The organism is Roseibium sp. RP-7 (genome assembly GCF_053005225.1).
This window is the reverse complement of the sequence record NZ_JBRKQA010000003.1, coordinates 398,315-416,081: the sequence shown is the minus strand read 5'-3', so window position 1 is coordinate 416,081 and position 17,767 is coordinate 398,315. Positions and strand designations below refer to the sequence as shown.

22 protein-coding genes are annotated in these 17,767 nt (G+C 59.2%); 7 read left to right on the top strand and 15 right to left on the bottom strand.

The window, feature by feature from the left end:
• The first annotated feature begins 255 nt into the window (after window positions 1-255).
• Both phaR and ACVDG9_RS24770 read left to right on the top strand, forming a co-directional pair.
• Window positions 256-846 (top strand): polyhydroxyalkanoate synthesis repressor PhaR, encoded by a 591-nt coding sequence (gene phaR, locus ACVDG9_RS24775; protein ID WP_023002599.1) that lies wholly within the window; start codon window positions 256-258, stop codon window positions 844-846.
• 19 nt (window positions 847-865) lie between these two features.
• Window positions 866-1,366: a GNAT family N-acetyltransferase gene (locus tag ACVDG9_RS24770; protein ID WP_447239248.1), complete on the top strand. Its 501-nt coding sequence runs from the start codon at window positions 866-868 to the stop codon at window positions 1,364-1,366.
• A 190-nt stretch (window positions 1,367-1,556) separates the two neighbouring features.
• Here ACVDG9_RS24770 and ACVDG9_RS24765 read toward each other — a convergent pair whose 3' ends face one another.
• Window positions 1,557-1,988, bottom strand: coding sequence for a GlcG/HbpS family heme-binding protein (locus ACVDG9_RS24765; RefSeq protein WP_023002601.1), 432 nt, complete (start codon window positions 1,986-1,988; stop codon window positions 1,557-1,559).
• A gap of 134 nt (window positions 1,989-2,122) precedes the next feature.
• Here ACVDG9_RS24765 and ggt point away from each other — a divergent pair, with 134 nt between their 5' ends.
• Both ggt and ACVDG9_RS24755 read left to right on the top strand, forming a co-directional pair.
• Complete coding sequence (gene ggt, locus ACVDG9_RS24760; RefSeq protein WP_023002602.1) at window positions 2,123-3,718, top strand: gamma-glutamyltransferase; 1,596 nt, start codon at window positions 2,123-2,125, stop codon at window positions 3,716-3,718.
• A 107-nt stretch (window positions 3,719-3,825) separates the two neighbouring features.
• Window positions 3,826-5,211: a multicopper oxidase family protein gene (locus ACVDG9_RS24755; RefSeq protein WP_206909032.1), complete on the top strand. Its 1,386-nt coding sequence runs from the start codon at window positions 3,826-3,828 to the stop codon at window positions 5,209-5,211.
• 15 nt (window positions 5,212-5,226) lie between these two features.
• On the opposite strand, the gene ACVDG9_RS24750 is transcribed toward ACVDG9_RS24755, so the two are convergent.
• The 8 genes from ACVDG9_RS24750 to ACVDG9_RS24715 all read right to left on the bottom strand — a co-directional run bounded on the left by ACVDG9_RS24750 (window position 5,227) and on the right by ACVDG9_RS24715 (window position 10,966).
• Entirely contained in the window at window positions 5,227-5,547 is a 321-nt protein-coding gene (locus ACVDG9_RS24750) for a hypothetical protein (protein ID WP_139314091.1), read from the bottom strand.
• A 348-nt stretch (window positions 5,548-5,895) separates the two neighbouring features.
• Window positions 5,896-6,168: a hypothetical protein gene (locus tag ACVDG9_RS24745; RefSeq protein WP_031270062.1), complete on the bottom strand. Its 273-nt coding sequence runs from the start codon at window positions 6,166-6,168 to the stop codon at window positions 5,896-5,898.
• 325 nt (window positions 6,169-6,493) lie between these two features.
• On the bottom strand, window positions 6,494-7,150 hold the full coding sequence (locus ACVDG9_RS24740; RefSeq protein WP_447239247.1) for a 3'-5' exonuclease: 657 nt from the start codon (window positions 7,148-7,150) through the stop codon (window positions 6,494-6,496).
• Window positions 7,151-7,169: 19 nt separating this feature from the next.
• On the bottom strand, window positions 7,170-7,667 hold the full coding sequence (locus ACVDG9_RS24735; RefSeq protein ID WP_447239246.1) for an MAPEG family protein: 498 nt from the start codon (window positions 7,665-7,667) through the stop codon (window positions 7,170-7,172).
• A 175-nt stretch (window positions 7,668-7,842) separates the two neighbouring features.
• On the bottom strand, window positions 7,843-9,273 hold the full coding sequence (locus tag ACVDG9_RS24730) for an alanine/glycine:cation symporter family protein (protein ID WP_229005216.1): 1,431 nt from the start codon (window positions 9,271-9,273) through the stop codon (window positions 7,843-7,845).
• A 210-nt stretch (window positions 9,274-9,483) separates the two neighbouring features.
• Entirely contained in the window at window positions 9,484-9,843 is a 360-nt protein-coding gene (rplT, locus tag ACVDG9_RS24725) for a 50S ribosomal protein L20 (protein ID WP_023002609.1), read from the bottom strand.
• Window positions 9,844-9,869: 26 nt separating this feature from the next.
• Window positions 9,870-10,067, bottom strand: a complete 198-nt coding sequence (gene rpmI / locus ACVDG9_RS24720; protein ID WP_023002610.1) for a 50S ribosomal protein L35 — start codon at window positions 10,065-10,067, stop codon at window positions 9,870-9,872.
• Window positions 10,068-10,351: 284 nt separating this feature from the next.
• Window positions 10,352-10,966, bottom strand: a complete 615-nt coding sequence (locus ACVDG9_RS24715; RefSeq protein WP_447239245.1) for an FMN-dependent NADH-azoreductase — start codon at window positions 10,964-10,966, stop codon at window positions 10,352-10,354.
• A gap of 98 nt (window positions 10,967-11,064) precedes the next feature.
• On the opposite strand from ACVDG9_RS24715, the gene ACVDG9_RS24710 reads away from it, so the two are divergent.
• Window positions 11,065-11,991 (top strand): LysR family transcriptional regulator, encoded by a 927-nt coding sequence (locus ACVDG9_RS24710; RefSeq protein ID WP_447239244.1) that lies wholly within the window; start codon window positions 11,065-11,067, stop codon window positions 11,989-11,991.
• A 1-nt stretch (window position 11,992) separates the two neighbouring features.
• Here the strand turns inward: ACVDG9_RS24710 and acuI are convergent, their stop codons facing one another.
• The 3 genes from acuI to ACVDG9_RS24695 are packed head-to-tail and all read right to left on the bottom strand — an operon-like array spanning window position 11,993 to window position 14,463.
• Entirely contained in the window at window positions 11,993-12,985 is a 993-nt protein-coding gene (gene acuI / locus ACVDG9_RS24705; protein WP_031270065.1) for an acryloyl-CoA reductase, read from the bottom strand.
• Window positions 12,986-13,010: 25 nt separating this feature from the next.
• Window positions 13,011-13,637, bottom strand: coding sequence for a DUF1326 domain-containing protein (locus ACVDG9_RS24700; RefSeq protein WP_023002616.1), 627 nt, complete (start codon window positions 13,635-13,637; stop codon window positions 13,011-13,013).
• A gap of 10 nt (window positions 13,638-13,647) precedes the next feature.
• Window positions 13,648-14,463: a DUF2182 domain-containing protein gene (locus ACVDG9_RS24695; protein ID WP_447239243.1), complete on the bottom strand. Its 816-nt coding sequence runs from the start codon at window positions 14,461-14,463 to the stop codon at window positions 13,648-13,650.
• A gap of 149 nt (window positions 14,464-14,612) precedes the next feature.
• Here ACVDG9_RS24695 and ACVDG9_RS24690 point away from each other — a divergent pair, with 149 nt between their 5' ends.
• The gene (locus tag ACVDG9_RS24690; protein ID WP_447239241.1) at window positions 14,613-15,344 is read left to right on the top strand and encodes a FadR/GntR family transcriptional regulator; all 732 of its coding nucleotides are present in this window, start codon (window positions 14,613-14,615) and stop codon (window positions 15,342-15,344) included.
• Between the two features lie 333 nt (window positions 15,345-15,677).
• A complete protein-coding gene (locus tag ACVDG9_RS24685) occupies window positions 15,678-15,824 on the top strand; it encodes a hypothetical protein (RefSeq protein WP_023002620.1) in 147 nt (48 codons plus the stop codon).
• Window positions 15,825-16,067: 243 nt separating this feature from the next.
• Here ACVDG9_RS24685 and ACVDG9_RS24680 read toward each other — a convergent pair whose 3' ends face one another.
• From ACVDG9_RS24680 to ACVDG9_RS24670, 3 genes are read right to left on the bottom strand one after another with little or no spacing between them, the layout of a single operon-like run.
• Window positions 16,068-16,694, bottom strand: coding sequence for a hypothetical protein (locus ACVDG9_RS24680; protein WP_447239240.1), 627 nt, complete (start codon window positions 16,692-16,694; stop codon window positions 16,068-16,070).
• A gap of 8 nt (window positions 16,695-16,702) precedes the next feature.
• Window positions 16,703-17,014, bottom strand: coding sequence for a hypothetical protein (locus tag ACVDG9_RS24675; RefSeq protein WP_447239239.1), 312 nt, complete (start codon window positions 17,012-17,014; stop codon window positions 16,703-16,705).
• Window positions 17,007-17,753, bottom strand: a complete 747-nt coding sequence (locus ACVDG9_RS24670) for a TIGR04255 family protein (RefSeq protein WP_447239238.1) — start codon at window positions 17,751-17,753, stop codon at window positions 17,007-17,009. Before ACVDG9_RS24670 ends, ACVDG9_RS24675 begins: the two co-directional genes overlap by 8 nt.
• Window positions 17,754-17,767 lie beyond the last annotated feature (14 nt).

Here is a 17,767-nt window from a genome sequence, read left to right as displayed (position 1 = left end):
GGTGCCGCAGGGGCACCTGTCGATGCTTATTATGCATGGACTAGAAACTGCGCTGAGATTTGTGTCAACCGTAACACTCCGTATCGAAGGCCTGTTTTCGCATTTGCGGTATAATCCTTTCGTCAGCGCACATAAAAAGGCTGGCACGATCCGATACGATTGGCTTAGTCTCTTACACGGAGGAGATGACAGGCCTGCGAAAGCCTTGTCGTCAAATGGGAAACTAGCCACAAGGCTGATAGGCGGAATTCACGGATGGCCAAGACCAACGAGCCGACAATCATCAAGAAATACGCCAACCGGCGCCTGTACAACACGGGCACCAGCACCTACGTCACGCTTGAGGACCTGGCGGTGATGGTGAAGGGGGAGGAGGACTTTGTCGTCTATGACGCGAAGTCAGGTGAGGATATTACCCGGTCGGTCCTGACCCAGATTATTTTCGAACAGGAAGGCAAGGGGCAGAATCTTCTGCCGGTCACGTTCCTGCGCCAGCTGATCCGTTTTTACGGCGATAGCATGCAGGGCCTCGTGCCGAGCTTCCTGGAATATTCCATGACCTCGCTCACCAAGGAGCAGGAAAAGCTGCGTTCGCAAATGAGCGAAGCTTTCGGCGCAACGGCGTTCGAGGCCATTGAGGACCAGGTCAAGCGCAACACGGAGATGTTCGAACGGGCCATGAAGATGTTCATGCCCTTTCCGGCCGCAGGGGGAGATCCGGCTGCGACTGCCAACCCGGCGAGCCAGGCCAAGCCTGCAAAGTCCGGCGGGAACGATCTCGACGACATGAAGCGCCAGCTGGAAGACATGCAGAAAAAGATCAACCAGCTCAGCGAAAAGTCCTGAGGCGTTTACGCGACCTGCAATGAGCTGTGATCTGGACCGCATGACCGTCGCCATCATTGCGCTTGGCGATGATCCCGTGTTGCTGAAAATCCTTGAGACGTGGTTTGTCGAGGAATGGGCCGACTGGTATGGCCCGGGGCAACCCGGCGATGCGCGGGAAGATCTGGAAAGGTGCCTTCTGCCAAATGCTCGCCTGCCGCGCTGTCTGGTTGCGCTGGACGGAGATGGCAGGCCGTTGGGAACGGTCTCCCTGCGCGATACCTCGCCGGGGTCGGACCTTTATCCCGGCGCCTGGCTGACCGCATTGCTTGTGCATCGCGATTTCCGGAAAGCAGGTATCGGCATCAAGCTGATCGCTGCCGCAGAACGGGAAGCCGCCGGGATCGGATTTCCGGAAATTCTGACTGCAACGGCAACAGCCGGGTCGCTCGTCCTCAGGCGGGATTGGCAGCAGGTCAAAACACTTCAGTCGGCTTCGGGGCCGTTGGATATCTATCGCAAAGCCCTGGGGCCGGTCTGAACGGGCGTCAGCCCGGACCGCCGTCAAAATAAAGCCTCATCCCGAAGAGCGAGCTCACTCGAGTCTCGAAGGATGGGCCGCTTGCTCTTGTGTTTGCAGCCCATCCTTCGAGACGTGCCTATCGGCCCTCCTCAGGATGAGGTGAAGGGTAGGTGAGGCTTCTTGAGAGAAGGCAGATCCGGTCCTTTCCTTAGCCGCAGTCGGCAACCAGGCTTGCAGCGGCAATGCCGGCGACTGCGCAGGCTTCGTCATTGTCGGACGTGTCACCGGTAATGCCGACAGCGCCAAGGGTTTCGCCTTCGTCGTTCTTCACCAGAACGCCGCCGGGCACCGGTACGATGGCCCCGCCGGAAACGCCGTTCAGAGCGTTGACGAAATGCGGACGGGACTCTGCATTGGCATTCAGCCATCTTGTGCCGGTGCCGACAGCGAGTGCACCGATCGCTTTGCCCGTGGCGATCTGCGGACGCATGATCGAGGATCCGTCCTGCCGCTTGAGCAGGATGGCATGACCACCCGCATCGAGGACAGCAACGGTAAGCGGTTTCAGATTCAGCTCGGCTGCTTTTTCAAAAGCGGCAGAAATGATGGTCTCTGCCGTTGATAATGTCAGTTTGCGCATTTTCCCACTTCTCCTTAAGGTGCTGACCGCGATACCGATTTGCTAACAGAACATGGCATTGGCGAATAGGCGGCATTCCCGAGAAGCTATTGCTGCGATTCGGAAAGAAAGACACTTCGGCCAGGAGGAATTCAGTGAAGCGTGATTTTCAGGCCCCGGGCCGGTCCCCGGTTTTTGCACGCGAAGCAGCGGCTGCGACCTCTCATCCGCTGGCAACGAGCGCGGCTCTGGAAGTGCTTCAGGCAGGTGGCAATGCGGTTGACGCCGCGATCGCGGCAGTTGCGGTTCAATGTGTTGTCGAACCGCATATGACCGGTATCGGCGGCGACTGTTTTGCCATTGTCATGGAGCCGGATGGACGCCTGACGGGTTTCAATGGCTCAGGTGCAGCCCCGCGGGCCGCGACACCGCAAAAGCTTGCAGAGCTCGGCGTCAAGGACATCACCGACACGTCGCCGCATGCCGTGACCGTACCCGGTGCCATTCGGGCCTGGGAAACGTTGCTGAAGGCGCATGGCACCAAGAGTTTCAAGTCCCTGTTCAAACGGGCAATTCAATATGCCCGCGACGGATTTCCGGTTGCCCCGCGTGTCGCGCGTGACTGGGCCGGGGATGTCGACAAGCTGCGCGCCGACGAGGTTTCGGCCGCGCGCTACCTGATCAAGGGCGAAGCACCCAAAACCGGCACGGTTCTGAAATATCCGCGTCTGGCAGACACTCTCGCGGCAATTGCCGAGGGCGGGGCGGATGCTTTCTATTCTGGCCCTGTTGCCGACGACATCGTGAGCGCGCTGCAGTCGCGCGGCGGGCTAATGACCCAGGACGATCTGGCCGCTTGCCACACGACAGCGGTGTCACCGGTGTTGAGGGACTACAAGGGCCACACAGTGGCCGAATTGCCGCCAAACGGGCAGGGAATCGTTGCCCTGATCATGCTCGGTATTCTGGAACAGTTCGACCTGGAAAGCCTTGATCCGCTCGGTCCGGAACGTTTCCACCTGGAAATGGAAGCCGCGCGTCTGGCCTATGGCGTCCGGGAGCAGTTCATCACCGACCCGGGCTATATGGATGTCTGCCATACACGGCTGATCGGCGCGGATTATATCGATCAGCTTGCCCGGCAGGTGTCGCTGACCAAGCGGATGGACTCGGTCCCGGCAAGTGCGCTGGCTCCGCAGACGGATACGGTCTACCTGACGATCGTCGACAGGGACGGACTTGCGGTTTCCTTCATCAACTCCCTGTTCAGCGGGTTCGGCAGCGGCATTGTCGCCCCGGAAACCGGTGTGCTGCTGCATTGCCGTGGCAGTTCGTTCCGGGCCGAGCCGGGACATGCCAATTCCATCGACGGCGGCAAGCGGCCGATGCATACGATCATTCCGGCAATGGTGCTGAAAGAAGGCGCACCGTTCCTGTCCTTCGGCGTGATGGGTGGCCACTACCAGGCCTGTGGCCATGCTCATGTGCTGACCAACATCATCGACTATGGCATGGATGTTCAGGCCGCCATCGACTTCCCGCGCATGTTCTTCGACATCGCCAGCCACGAACTGCAGGCGGAACGACTGGTGCCACCGTCCACGCTCGACGGCCTTCGCGCGCTGGGCCATTCCGTCGTTCCGGCGTCCGGCCCGATCGGCGGGTCCCAGGCCATCATGATCGACAAGGCCCGGCACTTGCTGACCGCAGGCTCCGATCCACGCAAGGATGGGCATGCCGGAGGCTACTGACCCGGCTTCGGCCGGCCACCTGACCGCGTCAATTTGAACCTTGTGATCGCCGCCTCACGGGTGTTTGGTGCGGTTGGACGCGCCGATATTCATATGAGGTTTTCAATATGCCCGGATTTTCGAGGCGGGAGATCCTGCTTGGCGGCGCCGGCGCGCTGACGGCGTTTGCAGCCGGTGGACTTGGTGCCAGGCAGGCACTGGCCGCTGAGCACAGCCTGACCCTTTCGAGGCTCAATCATTCCGTGCTGCCGGAAACGGTCACGGCTGACATGATGAGTTTCAGCCCCAGTGGTCCGCCACCGGTGCTGCGGTTCCGCAAGGGACAGACCACCACGATCGACGTGAAGAACGCGCTTGATGAAGCGTCGGTGGTGCATTGGCACGGGCTCAGGATCGCCAACAACATGGATGGCGTACCCTATCTGACCCAATATCCGATCGAGGCGGGAAACGCGTTCCGCTACGAGTTCACGCCGCCTGACGCCGGCACCTTCTGGTACCACCCGCATTGCAACACGCTGGAACAGATCGCCCGGGGAATGACCGGGGTGATCGTGGTCGAAGACGAGGAAGATGCCGGCTTCGACAGCGACCTGCCACTGAACATTCGTGATTTCCGGCTTGGGGGCGACGGCCAGTTCATTGCCTTCTACAAGCCTCGTAATGCCGCGCGAGGCGGCACGCTCGGAACCGTTTCGACAGTCAACTGGCAACCACAGCCCGTTTATGAACTTGCCGCGGGCTCTCTCGTGCGTCTGCGTCTGGCTGTCACCGATCTCACAAGGGTCGGCAGATATACAGTTTCCGGTGCCGAGGCGCTGGTGATCGCAATCGACAGCAACCCGTTGCCGCAGCCGGTGGCGATGGACGAAATCGTGCTTGCGCCCGGCCAGCGGGCTGATGTTGCCCTGCGTGTGCCGGACAGTGAAGACGAGGTCGCCACGCTTGTTCTGAAAAAGCCGAATGGCGACAAGGTGCTGGCGACGTTCCAGCCCAAGGGCGCGTCAGCGGGCAGGGACCTGCGAGAACTGAAGCCACTCAAGCCGAACCCTGTGCCACAGGCAGACCTTGCCAATGCCGAGGTTCTGGATTTCGTGTTCGGCTGGTCTCCGGGCGGGGATGCGCCGCAGGCCAGCATCTGTGGTTCGCTCGGCTATACCTTCTGGTCGATCAACCGGGTGGCCTGGGGCGGGGATGTGCCGGGACCATTCGATCCGCTGGCGACCATGCGGCACGGCAAGTCCTACATCCTGCGCTTCCGAAACGAATCACCGAACGATCATCCGATCCATCTGCACGGCATGTCGTTCCAGTTGCTGCGGTCGAACAAGCGCAAGCTGCCGCCGCTGGTGACGGATACCGCGCTGCTTCTGGAAGAAGAAACCATGGAAGTGGCCCTGGTTGCCGACAATCCGGGCGACTGGGCATTCCATTGTCATGTGATCGAACACCAGAAAACCGGCCTGGCCGGTTTTCTGCGTGTAGAAGCCTGAGCGTTTTCCGGCAGGTCAGGCAGACAGGGAGATCGTGTAGGAGCGTTCGTCGCCGTCTTCGGCGGCGGATGCATATTGCGCGACATGCTGCCGGCGCTCCAGCCAGGTCTGCTCGTCAAACGAGTCTCCGGCCAGAAGCTGGGTGGCATATTCGGCATGGGCGCCGTAATAGGCGTCACGCTGAGAAGCCTGTGCGGCGAGATGTGCGGGGACGGCATCCAGAGCGCCAAACTGACCATTTGAGGTCGAACCGAAGCCGGTTCTTTCAGTCGGAGCGGTTACCGGCTTCTGCCGGATGCGCATGGGATGGATGGCCGATACGGGTCTTACTTGCATTTCAGTCTCCGGGGTGGGCCAGTCCGTGGCCAGTCTTTCGGAGGTCCGGGGAGTCCGGATCTGTTTTTCAATATAGGGTCCCTGACAACAGAAAAATGTGACGCGCGTCACACTTTGACGGGTGAAGGGTTTGCCCGCTGCTGTCTAGAGGTAACGGTTGTCAGCAGAATTTGTTCCCGGTGCCTTCATTTGCCGCGGTGCTTCTGCCTCCAGCCTCTGCAGTTCGGGTGATATGCCCCTCCAAGATCCTCACCTGAAGCATGCTCGGGCAAACCAAAAAAAGACCCGGAGCAATGCCCCGGGTTGAAGGTCTCCAGTGGTACTTCTGGAACTTTAAAACAGGTCGGCCTAGCGCTCGGTCTTGAGCAGTCGGCCGGCAGGGCGCTGGCGTGGCAGGGCAGCAGTTGCCCGATAGGAGTTCACGCCGGTGAGAGGTTCTGTTTGCCTGCGGAACCTTGTCTGGGGCTCTCCATCTCGCGTCGCGATCAGATGGGCGAGGAAAATAGAGTTCGGGCGGTAGCGCGCGCTGAAGGCAATCTGCTCGCGCTCAAGCTCCGGTTCCACGGGAACGGGGAGATACGTGTCAAAGGTCGCCTGCCGCTCGGATTCCGTCTCTCCCACGGAGGGACGCTTCCGCCTCACATTGGCACGACCTGCAGAAGAAACCGGGTTAACTCGCACGATTTAACGCCTCATTGTTTCAGAATGGCACGCCCAAGGCTGCCTCACCTGAAACGTCGCAATCACCGTGCCACGTTAACCTCTTGTTAACTTTTTGTCCGCAGAAAACCGCCGATCCGCATTAACAATCGTTAATGCAGTGGCGCAAAATCGGACACTTTTCAGTGGGAAGCGGGGATAGCGGTGGTAACCAGAACCGGCCCGTTGCAGGCAGGGGCAAGTCCTGACGGCAAAGGGAATCAGGTTTGACCTGCGGGGGGAGGACTCAGGCTGAACGGTGTTCCGACAGTTCTGGCAGCCGGACCGTGAGTGGCAGAGCAAAGTCTTCGGCGGTCAGTTTCTCACTCCTCAGAAGATGCTGCAGGCTCACGGCAACCGACATGGCATCGTCGAGAGCGTCGTGTTGCCGCCCGTCCGACGTCTCGAGGCCAAAATACTCCGCCAGACGACCGCTCGTCATTTTGCCCATATCCTCAACGGGGGTGCCCGCATTCAAGATCAGGCCGATGGCGTTGCCGAAGCGGTGGGCGGGGATAGGTGGTGTCAGGCCTTCGATATAGGAACTGATCGCCAGAAGGGTGAGTTCGTCCTTGCCCCAGGACCAGAAATTCGCCCCCTCTGCGAAGGCTGCGAATTTTTCCAGTGCGTCGGCGTGGGCAATGCCTTCGCGGTCGATGTCCGCCTGGGTTATGCCGGTCAGTTCGGTGAAGAAAGGATCTACCGTCGGGTGCCTACCGAACCTGTCCCTCGGCTTGATCAGGACATTGAATGTATCGAGAATGTCATAACCGCCCCCGAGCGAGAGTTTCACCGCGCCAATCTGGGCGACATTCGGATCCGGATCCAGCGGACCGCACCATTGCCGGCTCATGGCGCCGGGCGCGGTCAGATATTCGCAGTCGTAAATGATCACGTGATGCATGAAAAAGAGATCCGTCCGATCAAAAGAAGGAAAAAGCGAGGGCGGCCAGAAACAGAAGAACGGTTGAATAGAATGTCAGGGCAAAGCCGAAGGCCCTGGCGGCTGCGCCTTTTTCATAACCGTTCCAGAACAGAGCGCGTCCGCACCAGAACAGGAGCGCGGCGGCAGGCAAAGCGCCGAGATACCCGGCCGGGGCAAGTGCTGCGAATGCGATGTAGGTAAGGGCGGCCAGCGTAGTCTGTTCCAGCGTGTTCTGGAGCACGGCCTGCAACACCTTGGCCTTTTCGGTGCCTGAGGTCAGTCCGCTGCCGTCGATATCCTCCGGTGTGAAAAAGCGATGCCGCGCCAGAAGGCCTATCGACAAAAGCAGCCAGAAAGCGCCGGCCAGCAGACATTGGGCTGCCAGCGTAAGGCGGGCTTGCGGCGAGCCGTCCGGCAGCCAGTCCTGCGGATACTGAACGGCGCCAAGGCCAAGCCCGGTGGCCGCGACGATTACCGCCGCGATCATGCCCTTCATGACGCCATTTTGTTTCGCTGTCAGGGGCAACCTGCTGCCTCGCTTTTGCTGACGGAACCGACACGGGAACAGGACCACATCGGGCTTCAAAAGAAAAGCGTTGGCAGGCCCCGGCGCAGGCAGACTGGCGCGACCAGGAGGCCGCGCCAGTGCAAGAGATCGTCTTTTGAGCCCGTCAGTCCGGCGCCTTGCCGGTCCAGGCGCTGCGGTCGATGTCGAGATCCGCGAAGTTGTCAGGGTTCAACACCGGTCGGGCGACACCTTCCCGAAGCTGGCTCTTGAAATCGTCCAGGATCCGCTTTGCCGTCGGGAACAGCATCATCAGAGCCAGTAGGTTGACGACCGCCAGGACGCCCATCAGCGGATCGGAGAAGAAGAACACCGAGGTTGCATTCGGTGCTGTCGCCCCCAGGAACACGACGCCCATCACGGCGACCCTGAGAACGTGCAGGGCCATGGTGCTGGATGTCATCGAACTGAGGGCGTTTTCGCCGAGGTAGTAGTTGTAGATGATGGAACTGAACGCGAAAAGCAGCACTGCGCCCGTCAGGAAATAGCTCGTCCAGCCACCGAGGTGGGAGGCAAGGGACTGCTGGGTCAGGACCACGCCGTCAACGCCTTCTGCACCCGGCACATAGACATCGCCGAGCAGGATGATCAGCGCCGTGCAGGTGCAGATGATCATTGTGTCGATGAAGACCGAGAAGGACTGGGTGATGCCCTGGCTGATCGGGTGGCGGACTTCCGCTGTGGCGGCAACGTTGGGAGCCGAGCCGAGGCCGGCCTCGTTGGAGAACAGCCCGCGGCGCAGGCCTTGCGCAAGGGCTGCGCCCATGCCGCCGCCGACCACCTCTTCCAGCCCGAAGGCGTTGAGAACGATGGAATAGATGACGCCAGGCACCTCGGTGATGTTGAGAAGGATGATCACGAGCGCCATGCCGATATAGCCGACGGCCATGATCGGCACGATGACGTCCGCTGCCTTGGCAATACGGTGGATGCCGCCAAAGACAATCAGGCCGGTCACCACAGTCAGGCCAATGCCCGTCCACAGCCGGCCGATGCCGAGGCTTTCTTCCGCGGCGCCCGCCACGGTGTTGCCCTGAAAGGCGTTGAAGCCGAAGGCAAAGGAGGCCATGAGGCAGAGTGCATAAAGCACTGCAAGCCAGCGGTAATCGGCGCCAAGGCCATGGATGATGGTGCGGGCGGGTCCGCCACGATACGTGCCGTCACCGGTGGAGCGCTTGTAGAGCTGGGCGAGCGAACACTCGATCAGGCTGGTTGCCATGCCGACAAGGGCAACGGCCCACATCCAGAAGACTGCGCCGGGGCCACCGAGGGTGATCGCCACGGCGACGCCGGCGATGTTGCCGCCACCAACCCGGCCGCCGACAGACAGAAGCAGCGCTTCGCGGGCAGAGATCGCGTTGGGATCACCCGACTGGTTCTTGGAAGACAATACGCGGAACATACGCAGGAAGAAGCGTAGCTGAACGAAACCGGTAACGACCGTGAAGAAGATGCCAATGACGACGAGAAACGGGATGAGTGCCCACCCCCAGGTCAGGTCGCCGATTAGGGCGAAGAACGCCTCGACAAGCTGCATGGATCCAACCCTCCTTGTTTTCCGCAAGGCTGACGAAGGGTCAGCCTCATCGGAACCGGAAGGGTAGGCTTCAATTTCCGGGGTTTGCAATAAAAAAGAGAGTTGCTTGAAAATGCAGCTTTGAATTGCCGGGTTCATAGGCAGCCACCAGACAACAAAAAACGCGGCTCGAATGAACCGCGTTTTTCAAATCGGATCGGGAAGCCTGCCTTAAGCGGCCAGGGCGCCCTGAGCCTGATCAACCAGGGCCTTGAAGGCATCCGGCTGGTTGATGGCGAGGTCGGACAGAACCTTGCGGTCGACTTCGATGCCGGCCTTGTTCAGACCGTCGATGAAGCGGCCATAGGTCATGCCGTGCTGGCGGGTTGCCGCATTAATGCGCTGGATCCAGAGCGAACGGAAGTTGCGCTTCTTGGCCTTGCGGTCGCGATAAGCGTACTGGCCGGCTTTCTCGACGGCCTGCTTGGCAACGCGGATGGTATTCTTGCGGCGGCCGTAATAGCCTTTTGCTGCCTTGATTACTTTTTTGTGGCGAGCGTGGGCGGTAACGCCCCGTTTGACGCGTGACATTTAGGTGATCTCCTTCGGGGCTGGCTTTATGCGTAGGGCAGGAACTGCTTCACGATCTTTGCATCCTGGTCGCTCAGCGTGGTGGTGCCACGGGCGTTGCGGATGAACTTGTTCGTGCGCTTGATCATGCCATGACGCTTGCCGGCCTGCGCGGTCTTCACCTTGCCGGTCGCGGTCACTTTAAAGCGCTTTTTGGCGCCGGACTTCGTTTTCAGCTTGGGCATTTTGCATCCTTTCCTTGGTGCATCCGTTCAGAACGGATACTCTTTTGTTGGTGCATTCAGAGCCGACACGGCATGCCCTCGGTTGTCGAAAACGGTCTGCGCAAGAACACAGAAAACCAGTCCACGACGAGCCGGACGACTCTGGACCGGGCGCTTATATGGGAGCTTTCCTTGGAATGCAACCGGTTTGCGCGCCTTTTTTGGCGGTTTCGGCCAGATCTGCGGCACGGTCCTCCGCGGCAAAAGCAGTCGCCGCGGAGACCGGTGTTCGCCAGCAAGGCCGATCAGGCAGCCAGATCGCATTCCTGCCGGGCGGCCTGAAGGCTGGCAGAGACCTTTTCAGGATCGGCGACGGTGCCTTGCACGGCAATGAAGCGGATATCCTCAACGCCCAGGAACGACAACAGGAACTTGAGGTAAGGCTGAACGAAGTTGGCTGCGGCAAAGGGCTGGCCGTCAAGATAGCCTTCGGCCCCATAGGCGGAAATCACCACCGCGCGCCGGGTTTTTGCAAGTCCCTGAAAGCTGTTGCCGTCAAACGAAAATGTGTGCCCGACACGAACGATCTGGTCGATCCAGGCCTTGAGAGCTGCGGGAACTGCGAAATTGTAGATCGGCGCGGCAATCAGCAGGGTGTCGGCTTCCTGAAGTTCGGCGATCAATTTGTCGGAAAGGGCTGTCGCTTCCTTCAGGTCTGCGGTCATGGAGGCGGGCTCGGTATAGAAACCTTCGATGGTCTTCTGGCCGATGATCGGGATGGAGCCATCGGCAACATTTCGCGAGATGACGCGGCAGTCGGGATGTTTGCGGCGGTAGCTTGCCTCGAAATGATCGGCAATGGCGGTGGAGTGCGAGCCGGTCTGGCGGGAACTGGAATTGATGCGCAGAAGCAGTGTCATGCGGGTATCTCCTGGTTGGATGATGCCCGGAGGTTATTTCTGCGCATGTGGAGGAAAAACACTGTAGCTCGCAGGATATTCGTGCTTATTCTGCATGAATGGATCTGCAAGCCCTCAAGACAATCCTGCTCGTCCGCGACCTTGGCAGCCTGGCAGCTGCCGCGCGGGCGCTGGATCTCGATGCCTCGAATGTGTCCCGGACGGTTTCTGCAATCGAGCGGGAGCTTGGTCAGAGGCTTTTCCAGCGCAGCACGCGCAAGCTGTCGCTGACGGAGGCGGGCGAAGCCTATCTCCAGCGGGTTGCGCCGCTTGTGGAGGAGATCGAGGCGGCGAACGAGGACATTGCCGCCAGAAGCCAGCAGCCACGGGGAACCTTGCGCATGACGGCGTCGGTTGCTTTCGTGCTGGAAGGAATCGTCCCGCTTCTGCCGGTGTTTCACGACCGGTACCCGGATATCTCGGTCGAGCTTTTCCCCTCCGACAGCAATCTCGACCTTCTGGCCGAAGGACTGGACCTTGCTATCCGCCTGGCTGCGGCGCCGAAAGGCGATCTCATTTCCACAAAGCTGCTGCAGACCCATTACCGGGTGGTGGCCTCGCAGGACTATCTTGAAAGGGAAGGGCATCCGGAAGCGCCGGGTGACCTGTCTGCCCGAAATTGCCTGTGTTTTGCATTGCCGGATTTTCGCAATGCCTGGCGCTTCAGGCTTGGGGATGACGCGCCCTTCGATGTGGAAGTGTCTGGCAGAACGACAATTTCAAGCGCGCTTGCGCTACGCGAAGCAGCCAGGCTTGGCCTTGGTCCGGCATTGCTGGCCGACTGGCTGATTGCGAGCGACCTGAAGGACGGCCGGCTGGTGGATCTCTTTCCCGACCACACGTGTGCTCCGGCGAACTTCGAAACCGCCGCATGGATCCTTTATCCGAGCAGGGCCTATCTGCCACTCAAGGTGCGGGTGATGATCGATTTTCTGAAGACAGAGTTCGCCCGGGCAGACGCATTGTCCACCCGGGCAAGGGATTGACTCAGGCATTCACGTCGACGACGACACGGCCCTTGACCTGGCCTTTCAGGATGTCGGCACCAAGCGCCGGCAGGTCTTCAAGGGTTGCCGGGTGGATCATCGCTTCCAGCTTGTCCATCGGCAGGTCTTTCGCCAGCCGTTCCCAGGCTTTCAGGCGGCCGTCATACGGCTTCATGACGCTGTCGATGCCCAGCAGGTTGACGCCGCGCAGCAGGAACGGGATGACGGTTGCCGGCAGATTGGCGCCGCCTGCAAGGCCGACGGCTGCAACGGATGCGCCGTATTTCATTTGGCCGAGAACACGTGCGAGCATCGGACCGCCGACGGCATCGATGCAGCCCGCCCAGGTTTCGCTTTCCAGGGGGCGCTTGACCGTTTCGGCAACGTCATCGCGCGGCACCACGCGGGCGGCGCCAAGAGACTTCAGGTAATCCCAGGTGCTCTCGCGTCCGGTGACGGCGGCAACCTCGTAGCCGAGATTGGCCAGAATGGCGGTTGCGACGGAGCCGACGCCGCCAGCGGCACCGGTGACCAGAACCGGCCCGTTTTCAGGCTTCAGCCCGTGCTCCTCAAGCGCCATGACCGCAAGCATGGCCGTGAAGCCGGCTGTGCCGATGGCCATGGCGTTGCGCGTGGTCAAGCCTTCCGGCAATGGGACGAGCCACTCGCCCTTTACCCGTGCCTTCTGGGCGTAGCCGCCCCACCACGCTTCGCCGACGCGCCAGCCGGTCAGCACCACCTTGTCGCCCGGCTTGTACCAGTCGTCGGAGCTTTCCTCGACGGTTCCGGCAAAGTCGATGCCGGGCACATGCGGATAGTTTCGAACCAGTCCTCCTCCCGGGCCAAGGCACAGGCCGTCCTTGTAGTTGAGCGTGGAGTATTCCACGGCAACGGTGACATCGGCTTCCGGCAACCGGCTCACGTCGATGTTCTCAATCGAGGCGTGGGTTTTGCCGTCTTCGTCCTTGTCGACAATCAGTGCCTTGAAGGTCATGAGCTGTTCCCTTTTCTCTTCGGTTTCAGGCGGCGGCTTCCGCCGCCGGGCCGGACCAGTCGATCTGGCAGATTTCAGCACTTCTGCCGTCAAAATCCCAGACCCTGCCGTAAGCGCGTACGCGGCCTTGCGTGGCGGTGGCGACCGTGATGTCCGAACCCATCCAGTATTCGGTGTTCTTGACGACGATATCCTCGTCCGGATTGGCGCCGCGCACAGGCTCCACCTCGCCCTTGATCGCCTTGCCGACGATCAGGCGGCGTTTCTTGCCTTCGTTGGTGTAGGAGACAGGAGCGCGTTCTGCGCCCAGAAACTCGCTGACCAGAACCCGGAACAGGCCGGTGGTGCCCTTGGCCTGGCCGGAGAAGATCTTGATCAATCCGTCATAGGCCGCTTCGCTGGCGCGCTCGTCGATATAGGCGGCGGCCTTCCAGTTGCCGCGGGCCATCAGGCCCGGAATTTCCAGGACGAGGCCAACATTGAGGCCGGACAGGTCCTCGCCCTCATAGTGGCCTTCGTCGATGCGCACACCCGCCCAGGCCTGGCAATAACCCTCTGTGGGCGGGTGCTTGCCGAGCGATACCACGCAGGGGCAGAAGACGGTGCAATTGCAGTTGAGGATCAGTTCTCCTCTGATGGCCCAGCCGGACATGATTTTCTCCCTATATGGTTATTGGTAATAACGGCAGAACCAGAACGACCAGTCCGGCCAGAATGAGGAAAACGCCGACCGGCGCGGTAAGTTTCGCGCCGATGTCGGGAAGTTTTTCCAGTGTCATCAGCACCATGGCGCCTCCCATGAAGGCGAGATTCATGGTGCCGGCGACAAACGCGAGCAGCATCAAGGCCCAGCAGCAGCCAAGGCAGACGGCGCCAAGCCTGAGGCCAAGCGAAAGCCCGCCCCGGGCCCCCGGCTGCCAATGGTTGAAGAAAAAGGTCAGCGGGTTCCGGCAGGAGCTGAGGCAGGCCTGCTTGAGGCGGCTGAACTGATAAGCCCCTGCCAGCAGCAACAGGGCTGCGTTCAACGGGTTGGAAACGGATTTGCCGAATGGATCGAGCAGGTTCTGTCCTGCCAGCCAGACCTGAAGAGAACCGGCCAGAAGCGAAAATCCGAGCCAGACAGCCAGATACCCACCCACAAGCGCGGCCAGTGGTAAGATGCCTGCGGCGGCTGTCTGTGTCAGCTGCGCATAGGTGCGAAAAGCGGGAAAGGCTGTTGGTGCCATCATCGCCAGAGCCATCAGGGCCCACATCAGGACGGCGACCCCGAAGCCGATATTGGCGGCTGTTGCCGAGCACAGGGACAGGAATGCCTCCAGCGGCTGCCCGATGCGGAGCCCGGTAAGCTGCCAGTCCGTGGTTTCCCTCAGGCCGCCTGCCTGCATGGCGAACAGGACGGCCCAGGCCACCAGAATGGCGGCATAAAAGGTCAGCCAGAACGCTCTGTGGCCAGGCATGAGCCGCGCAACGGTGTCCACCCGATCCTCCCGATAAATTTTCGCCTAGGCTGCGGGGGCAGTCTCTAAAAGTCAAACATTTAATTGTCAGACATTTAAACAATTTGTTTGACCGTGTCGGGTCGTCTCTTTAGGTTTGCCGGGGTTCAGGCGAAAATTCGGAGGTTCTTTTGGCGATTGAATTCAACACGATTCAAAAAGAGGGCCTTTCGGTCCAGATCGCCAATGCCATCCGCAATGCCATTCTGGAAGGCCGGCTTGCCGGCGAGGAACGCCTGCCGAGCGAAGCCGATCTGGCGGAGCGCTTCGGCGTGTCGCGGTCGACTGTTCGCGAGGCCTTGAAACGGCTTGCCGCCCAGAACCTTATCCGCAGCGAGCGGGGTTCTTCCGGTGGGGCTTTCGTCAATCGCATGACCTGGGCCGAAGCTCAGGACAACCTGATGACCACCACGCGGCTTCTGATCGGCATGAACGACATTCCGCTGGAAGACGCCATCGAGGCCCGCTTTGCGCTGGAAGCTGCCGCGTTGCCGCTGGCTGCGGAAAAACGCACCGAGGACCAGCTGTCCGAACTTGCCCGTGAAATTTCCCGGCAGAGAAACCGTGACACAAGCGACGAGGACTTTTGCGCGTCGGACGTCGCCTTTCATTCGGCCGTGGCGCGGGCAACGGACAACCCGATCCTGGTTTTCCAGTTGTCGGCTGCTTTCGAGGCAATGCAGCCACTTATGAACATGCTGGTCTACCGCCTGCGCGACCGCGAACGGATCGCCGATCTGCATCAGGCCCTGGCCGATGCGCTGGCCGCGCGCGACAGCGCCGCTGCCGCGCAGCATCTGGACGCCCTGTCGGCGTATACGCGGGAACTGGCGGCGCAAAGGCGCAAGCCGCGCAGCGCATAACGCCCCTTTTCAGGGATGTCTGTCCTTATCCATGCGAAGCTGGTAGGCGATTTCTGTCGCGCCCAAGCCCAAAAGCCAAGTCATGTCAGAGGCTTGCCGAATAAGTAACTCTACGGCATTGTTCAATCTCATCCTAAAGTCTAATATAGACGAAAGTCGAAGTTCGAATCGTGGCGAATTTGCCTCCCACGTCTGCCGAGACGGTCACCGGATGCGCCATCTGTTTGAAAAGGTCGGCTTTTGTACGCCCGGTCACCCCTGGCCGGGCGTACAGGTCTGAACAGAGCTTGCGCCTGCGCGGCAGGAGCGCTCTTCACCAAAGGGAGCAGTGCCATGAAATTCTGGAGCATCGCCGTCGTCGCCATGATCCTCGCCGGTGTCGCCGCCACCAAGGCCGCCAACCCCAGCCATGCCCTGACCGACGGCTCCGTCGCCACCGGCATCCCGGTCACGACGCTGCACACGCCAGTCACGCCGTAAGGCAACCGACAAACGTCCGGCGCAGGCGCCCTTTGCCTGCGCATTCAAACCTGACTTAAGCCATTCGGCTTGGATGCAACCCCTGTGCGCAGCATTTTATCCGGCCTGGAGCGAGCGTTGTTCGGCCGAGCTTCGTCTCACGCAATGACTTTTTTTGGAAGCTGCGTCTCCTAAGTCGGAGTTGTCTTTCAAAGCATAGTATTGGAGAATGTTGGCTTGCTTTTATGTGTACGGCGAGGTTAGCTAAGAAGCCGCCTGATACGTTCGATTGACCTTCTCGTGAAGTCTGCAGAAATGTATCGAAATCTTAAATATCAACATGTAGAAGCCGGTGTTGCTGAGTGTGAGTAATTTCTCAGTAGTTCCACCTTCTTCGAGCATGGATCTCGGAATAGACTGAGACTCATCTAAGCGTACTATGTATTCGTCAGTGAGTGGGCCGCCTGCTGGAAGGTAAAAAATATTTGTCGTCTTTTGTGCTCTGATCGAGTCAATTTTTGAGGCCACTTTATCTTTGGGTAGTTGGCTGTCACTGAGTAGCTGCTCAAAGGCAGCAAGCTTAACCAAAGGAGCGTAAACAACGCGCGTCGGAATATCTCTTGGATTTTCGGGATCAATGTCACATGAGTTCGAAAGCACTAAAGCTTTGATATCAATGAGTTTTTTAGTTTGGTGAACAAAAAAGGTGAACCCACTCCACCCGTCGCCTTGTAGCATCTCTGCTTTGAATTCATCGTGGTATGGGCTTAGGTAATAGTTCGCTTGCCCACCTTGGGAGATGGCTTTCAGTTCATCGATGAGGGTCACTTTGTCCTCAGCGGAAAGGTAGTAAGGTACGTGTACCTTAAGGTCATCCTCGGTAAAGCTCATGATAGACGTTATGCCTCATATAAGCTTTCGGCGTTGTTATCCCAGATATCTTCGAACTCTTTGCCTAGAGGTTCTTGATTGTCGGCAATGCTGGCAAATACTGACGCCATCTCGAGTTTAAAGTTGTCTTCTTGCGGATCTGATTGCCTGGTTGGCGCTAAGTTGCGTTCACTGAAGGTCGACGCACTTTGCGCCACCGAATATGAGCCGGTGTTATCCTGAGTTGGCCATTCAGGTTCGCCGTTGGTCATAACTGCAGCAAGGCCCACTACGAACGTTGCCTGGATTGCAGTACGCGCGATTTCATATTGTTCACTCATAGACCGGCCCTAATTCTTCAATGGTTTTTTCGGTAAGGCAGCCAAAGAACATCTGCTTATTGGTTTGTCTGAGTTCTTCCAAACCCGGTTCGATGTTGTTAGCTAGGCTGCGGAAGTCCACTCCACTAACGTTGCGAATTGAATCGATGCTCACTAAGACGCCGGATCTCGACGTCTCACCGGTTCTCTTAGCTTGCGCATTCGTCACGGCCTCTAGGATCTGAATAACATCACCATCGTGACGCTGAACTTGCAGATTAACGTTGTCTCTTTCTGCCACCTCAACGGGACCATACTTGATTTGCAGATTTATCTTTGACAGTTGCTCAGCAACGGTGGCCGCTTCGATTATGTTGACGTACTTGACGGAATAGCGCTCAACCTTTCCCGGTATTTCGACATGTGACAGGTGGTTCAGTATTTCAAGGGTCGTGGCCTTGAAGGCTGCCCACTTGGGATATGGCATTTTGCAGCTGATTGAGATCGCCCGATCTCCGAACGATATATAGTACTGGCTCCAGTCCAAGCGCATTACCGGCGTACACTGCATGTTGGGATCTGATGCCCTCATCGGTAAGGGGATCTCCGCAGCGGGAAGGCGTTTGATTTCTGGTCGCGGCTTAAGCTGGTGGAATAGGTAACCCGGAAGGATGTCAGCAAGCGGTACTGTATCGCTCAACCTTACCTCGAAAACCGCATCGACTAACGGTTCACGTTCGAGGGTTTTTGGCAGTTGCATCTTTCACCTTCCTC

Coding starts and splice junctions, on each gene's coding strand:
- phaR (WP_023002599.1), top strand. CDS start 256: ATGGCCAAGACCAACGAGCCGACAATCATCAAGAAATACGCCAACCGG.
- ACVDG9_RS24770 (WP_447239248.1), top strand. CDS start 866: ATGAGCTGTGATCTGGACCGCATGACCGTCGCCATCATTGCGCTTGGC.
- ACVDG9_RS24765 (WP_023002601.1), bottom strand. CDS start 1,988: ATGCGCAAACTGACATTATCAACGGCAGAGACCATCATTTCTGCCGCT.
- ACVDG9_RS24755 (WP_206909032.1), top strand. CDS start 3,826: ATGCCCGGATTTTCGAGGCGGGAGATCCTGCTTGGCGGCGCCGGCGCG.
- ACVDG9_RS24750 (WP_139314091.1), bottom strand. CDS start 5,547: ATGCAAGTAAGACCCGTATCGGCCATCCATCCCATGCGCATCCGGCAG.
- ACVDG9_RS24740 (WP_447239247.1), bottom strand. CDS start 7,150: ATGCATCACGTGATCATTTACGACTGCGAATATCTGACCGCGCCCGGC.
- ACVDG9_RS24735 (WP_447239246.1), bottom strand. CDS start 7,667: ATGAAGGGCATGATCGCGGCGGTAATCGTCGCGGCCACCGGGCTTGGC.
- ACVDG9_RS24730 (WP_229005216.1), bottom strand. CDS start 9,273: ATGCAGCTTGTCGAGGCGTTCTTCGCCCTAATCGGCGACCTGACCTGG.
- rplT (WP_023002609.1), bottom strand. CDS start 9,843: ATGTCACGCGTCAAACGGGGCGTTACCGCCCACGCTCGCCACAAAAAA.
- rpmI (WP_023002610.1), bottom strand. CDS start 10,067: ATGCCCAAGCTGAAAACGAAGTCCGGCGCCAAAAAGCGCTTTAAAGTG.
- ACVDG9_RS24715 (WP_447239245.1), bottom strand. CDS start 10,966: ATGACACTGCTTCTGCGCATCAATTCCAGTTCCCGCCAGACCGGCTCG.
- ACVDG9_RS24710 (WP_447239244.1), top strand. CDS start 11,065: ATGGATCTGCAAGCCCTCAAGACAATCCTGCTCGTCCGCGACCTTGGC.
- acuI (WP_031270065.1), bottom strand. CDS start 12,985: ATGACCTTCAAGGCACTGATTGTCGACAAGGACGAAGACGGCAAAACC.
- ACVDG9_RS24700 (WP_023002616.1), bottom strand. CDS start 13,637: ATGTCCGGCTGGGCCATCAGAGGAGAACTGATCCTCAACTGCAATTGC.
- ACVDG9_RS24685 (WP_023002620.1), top strand. CDS start 15,678: ATGAAATTCTGGAGCATCGCCGTCGTCGCCATGATCCTCGCCGGTGTC.
- ACVDG9_RS24680 (WP_447239240.1), bottom strand. CDS start 16,694: ATGAGCTTTACCGAGGATGACCTTAAGGTACACGTACCTTACTACCTT.
- ACVDG9_RS24675 (WP_447239239.1), bottom strand. CDS start 17,014: ATGAGTGAACAATATGAAATCGCGCGTACTGCAATCCAGGCAACGTTC.
- ACVDG9_RS24670 (WP_447239238.1), bottom strand. CDS start 17,753: ATGCAACTGCCAAAAACCCTCGAACGTGAACCGTTAGTCGATGCGGTT.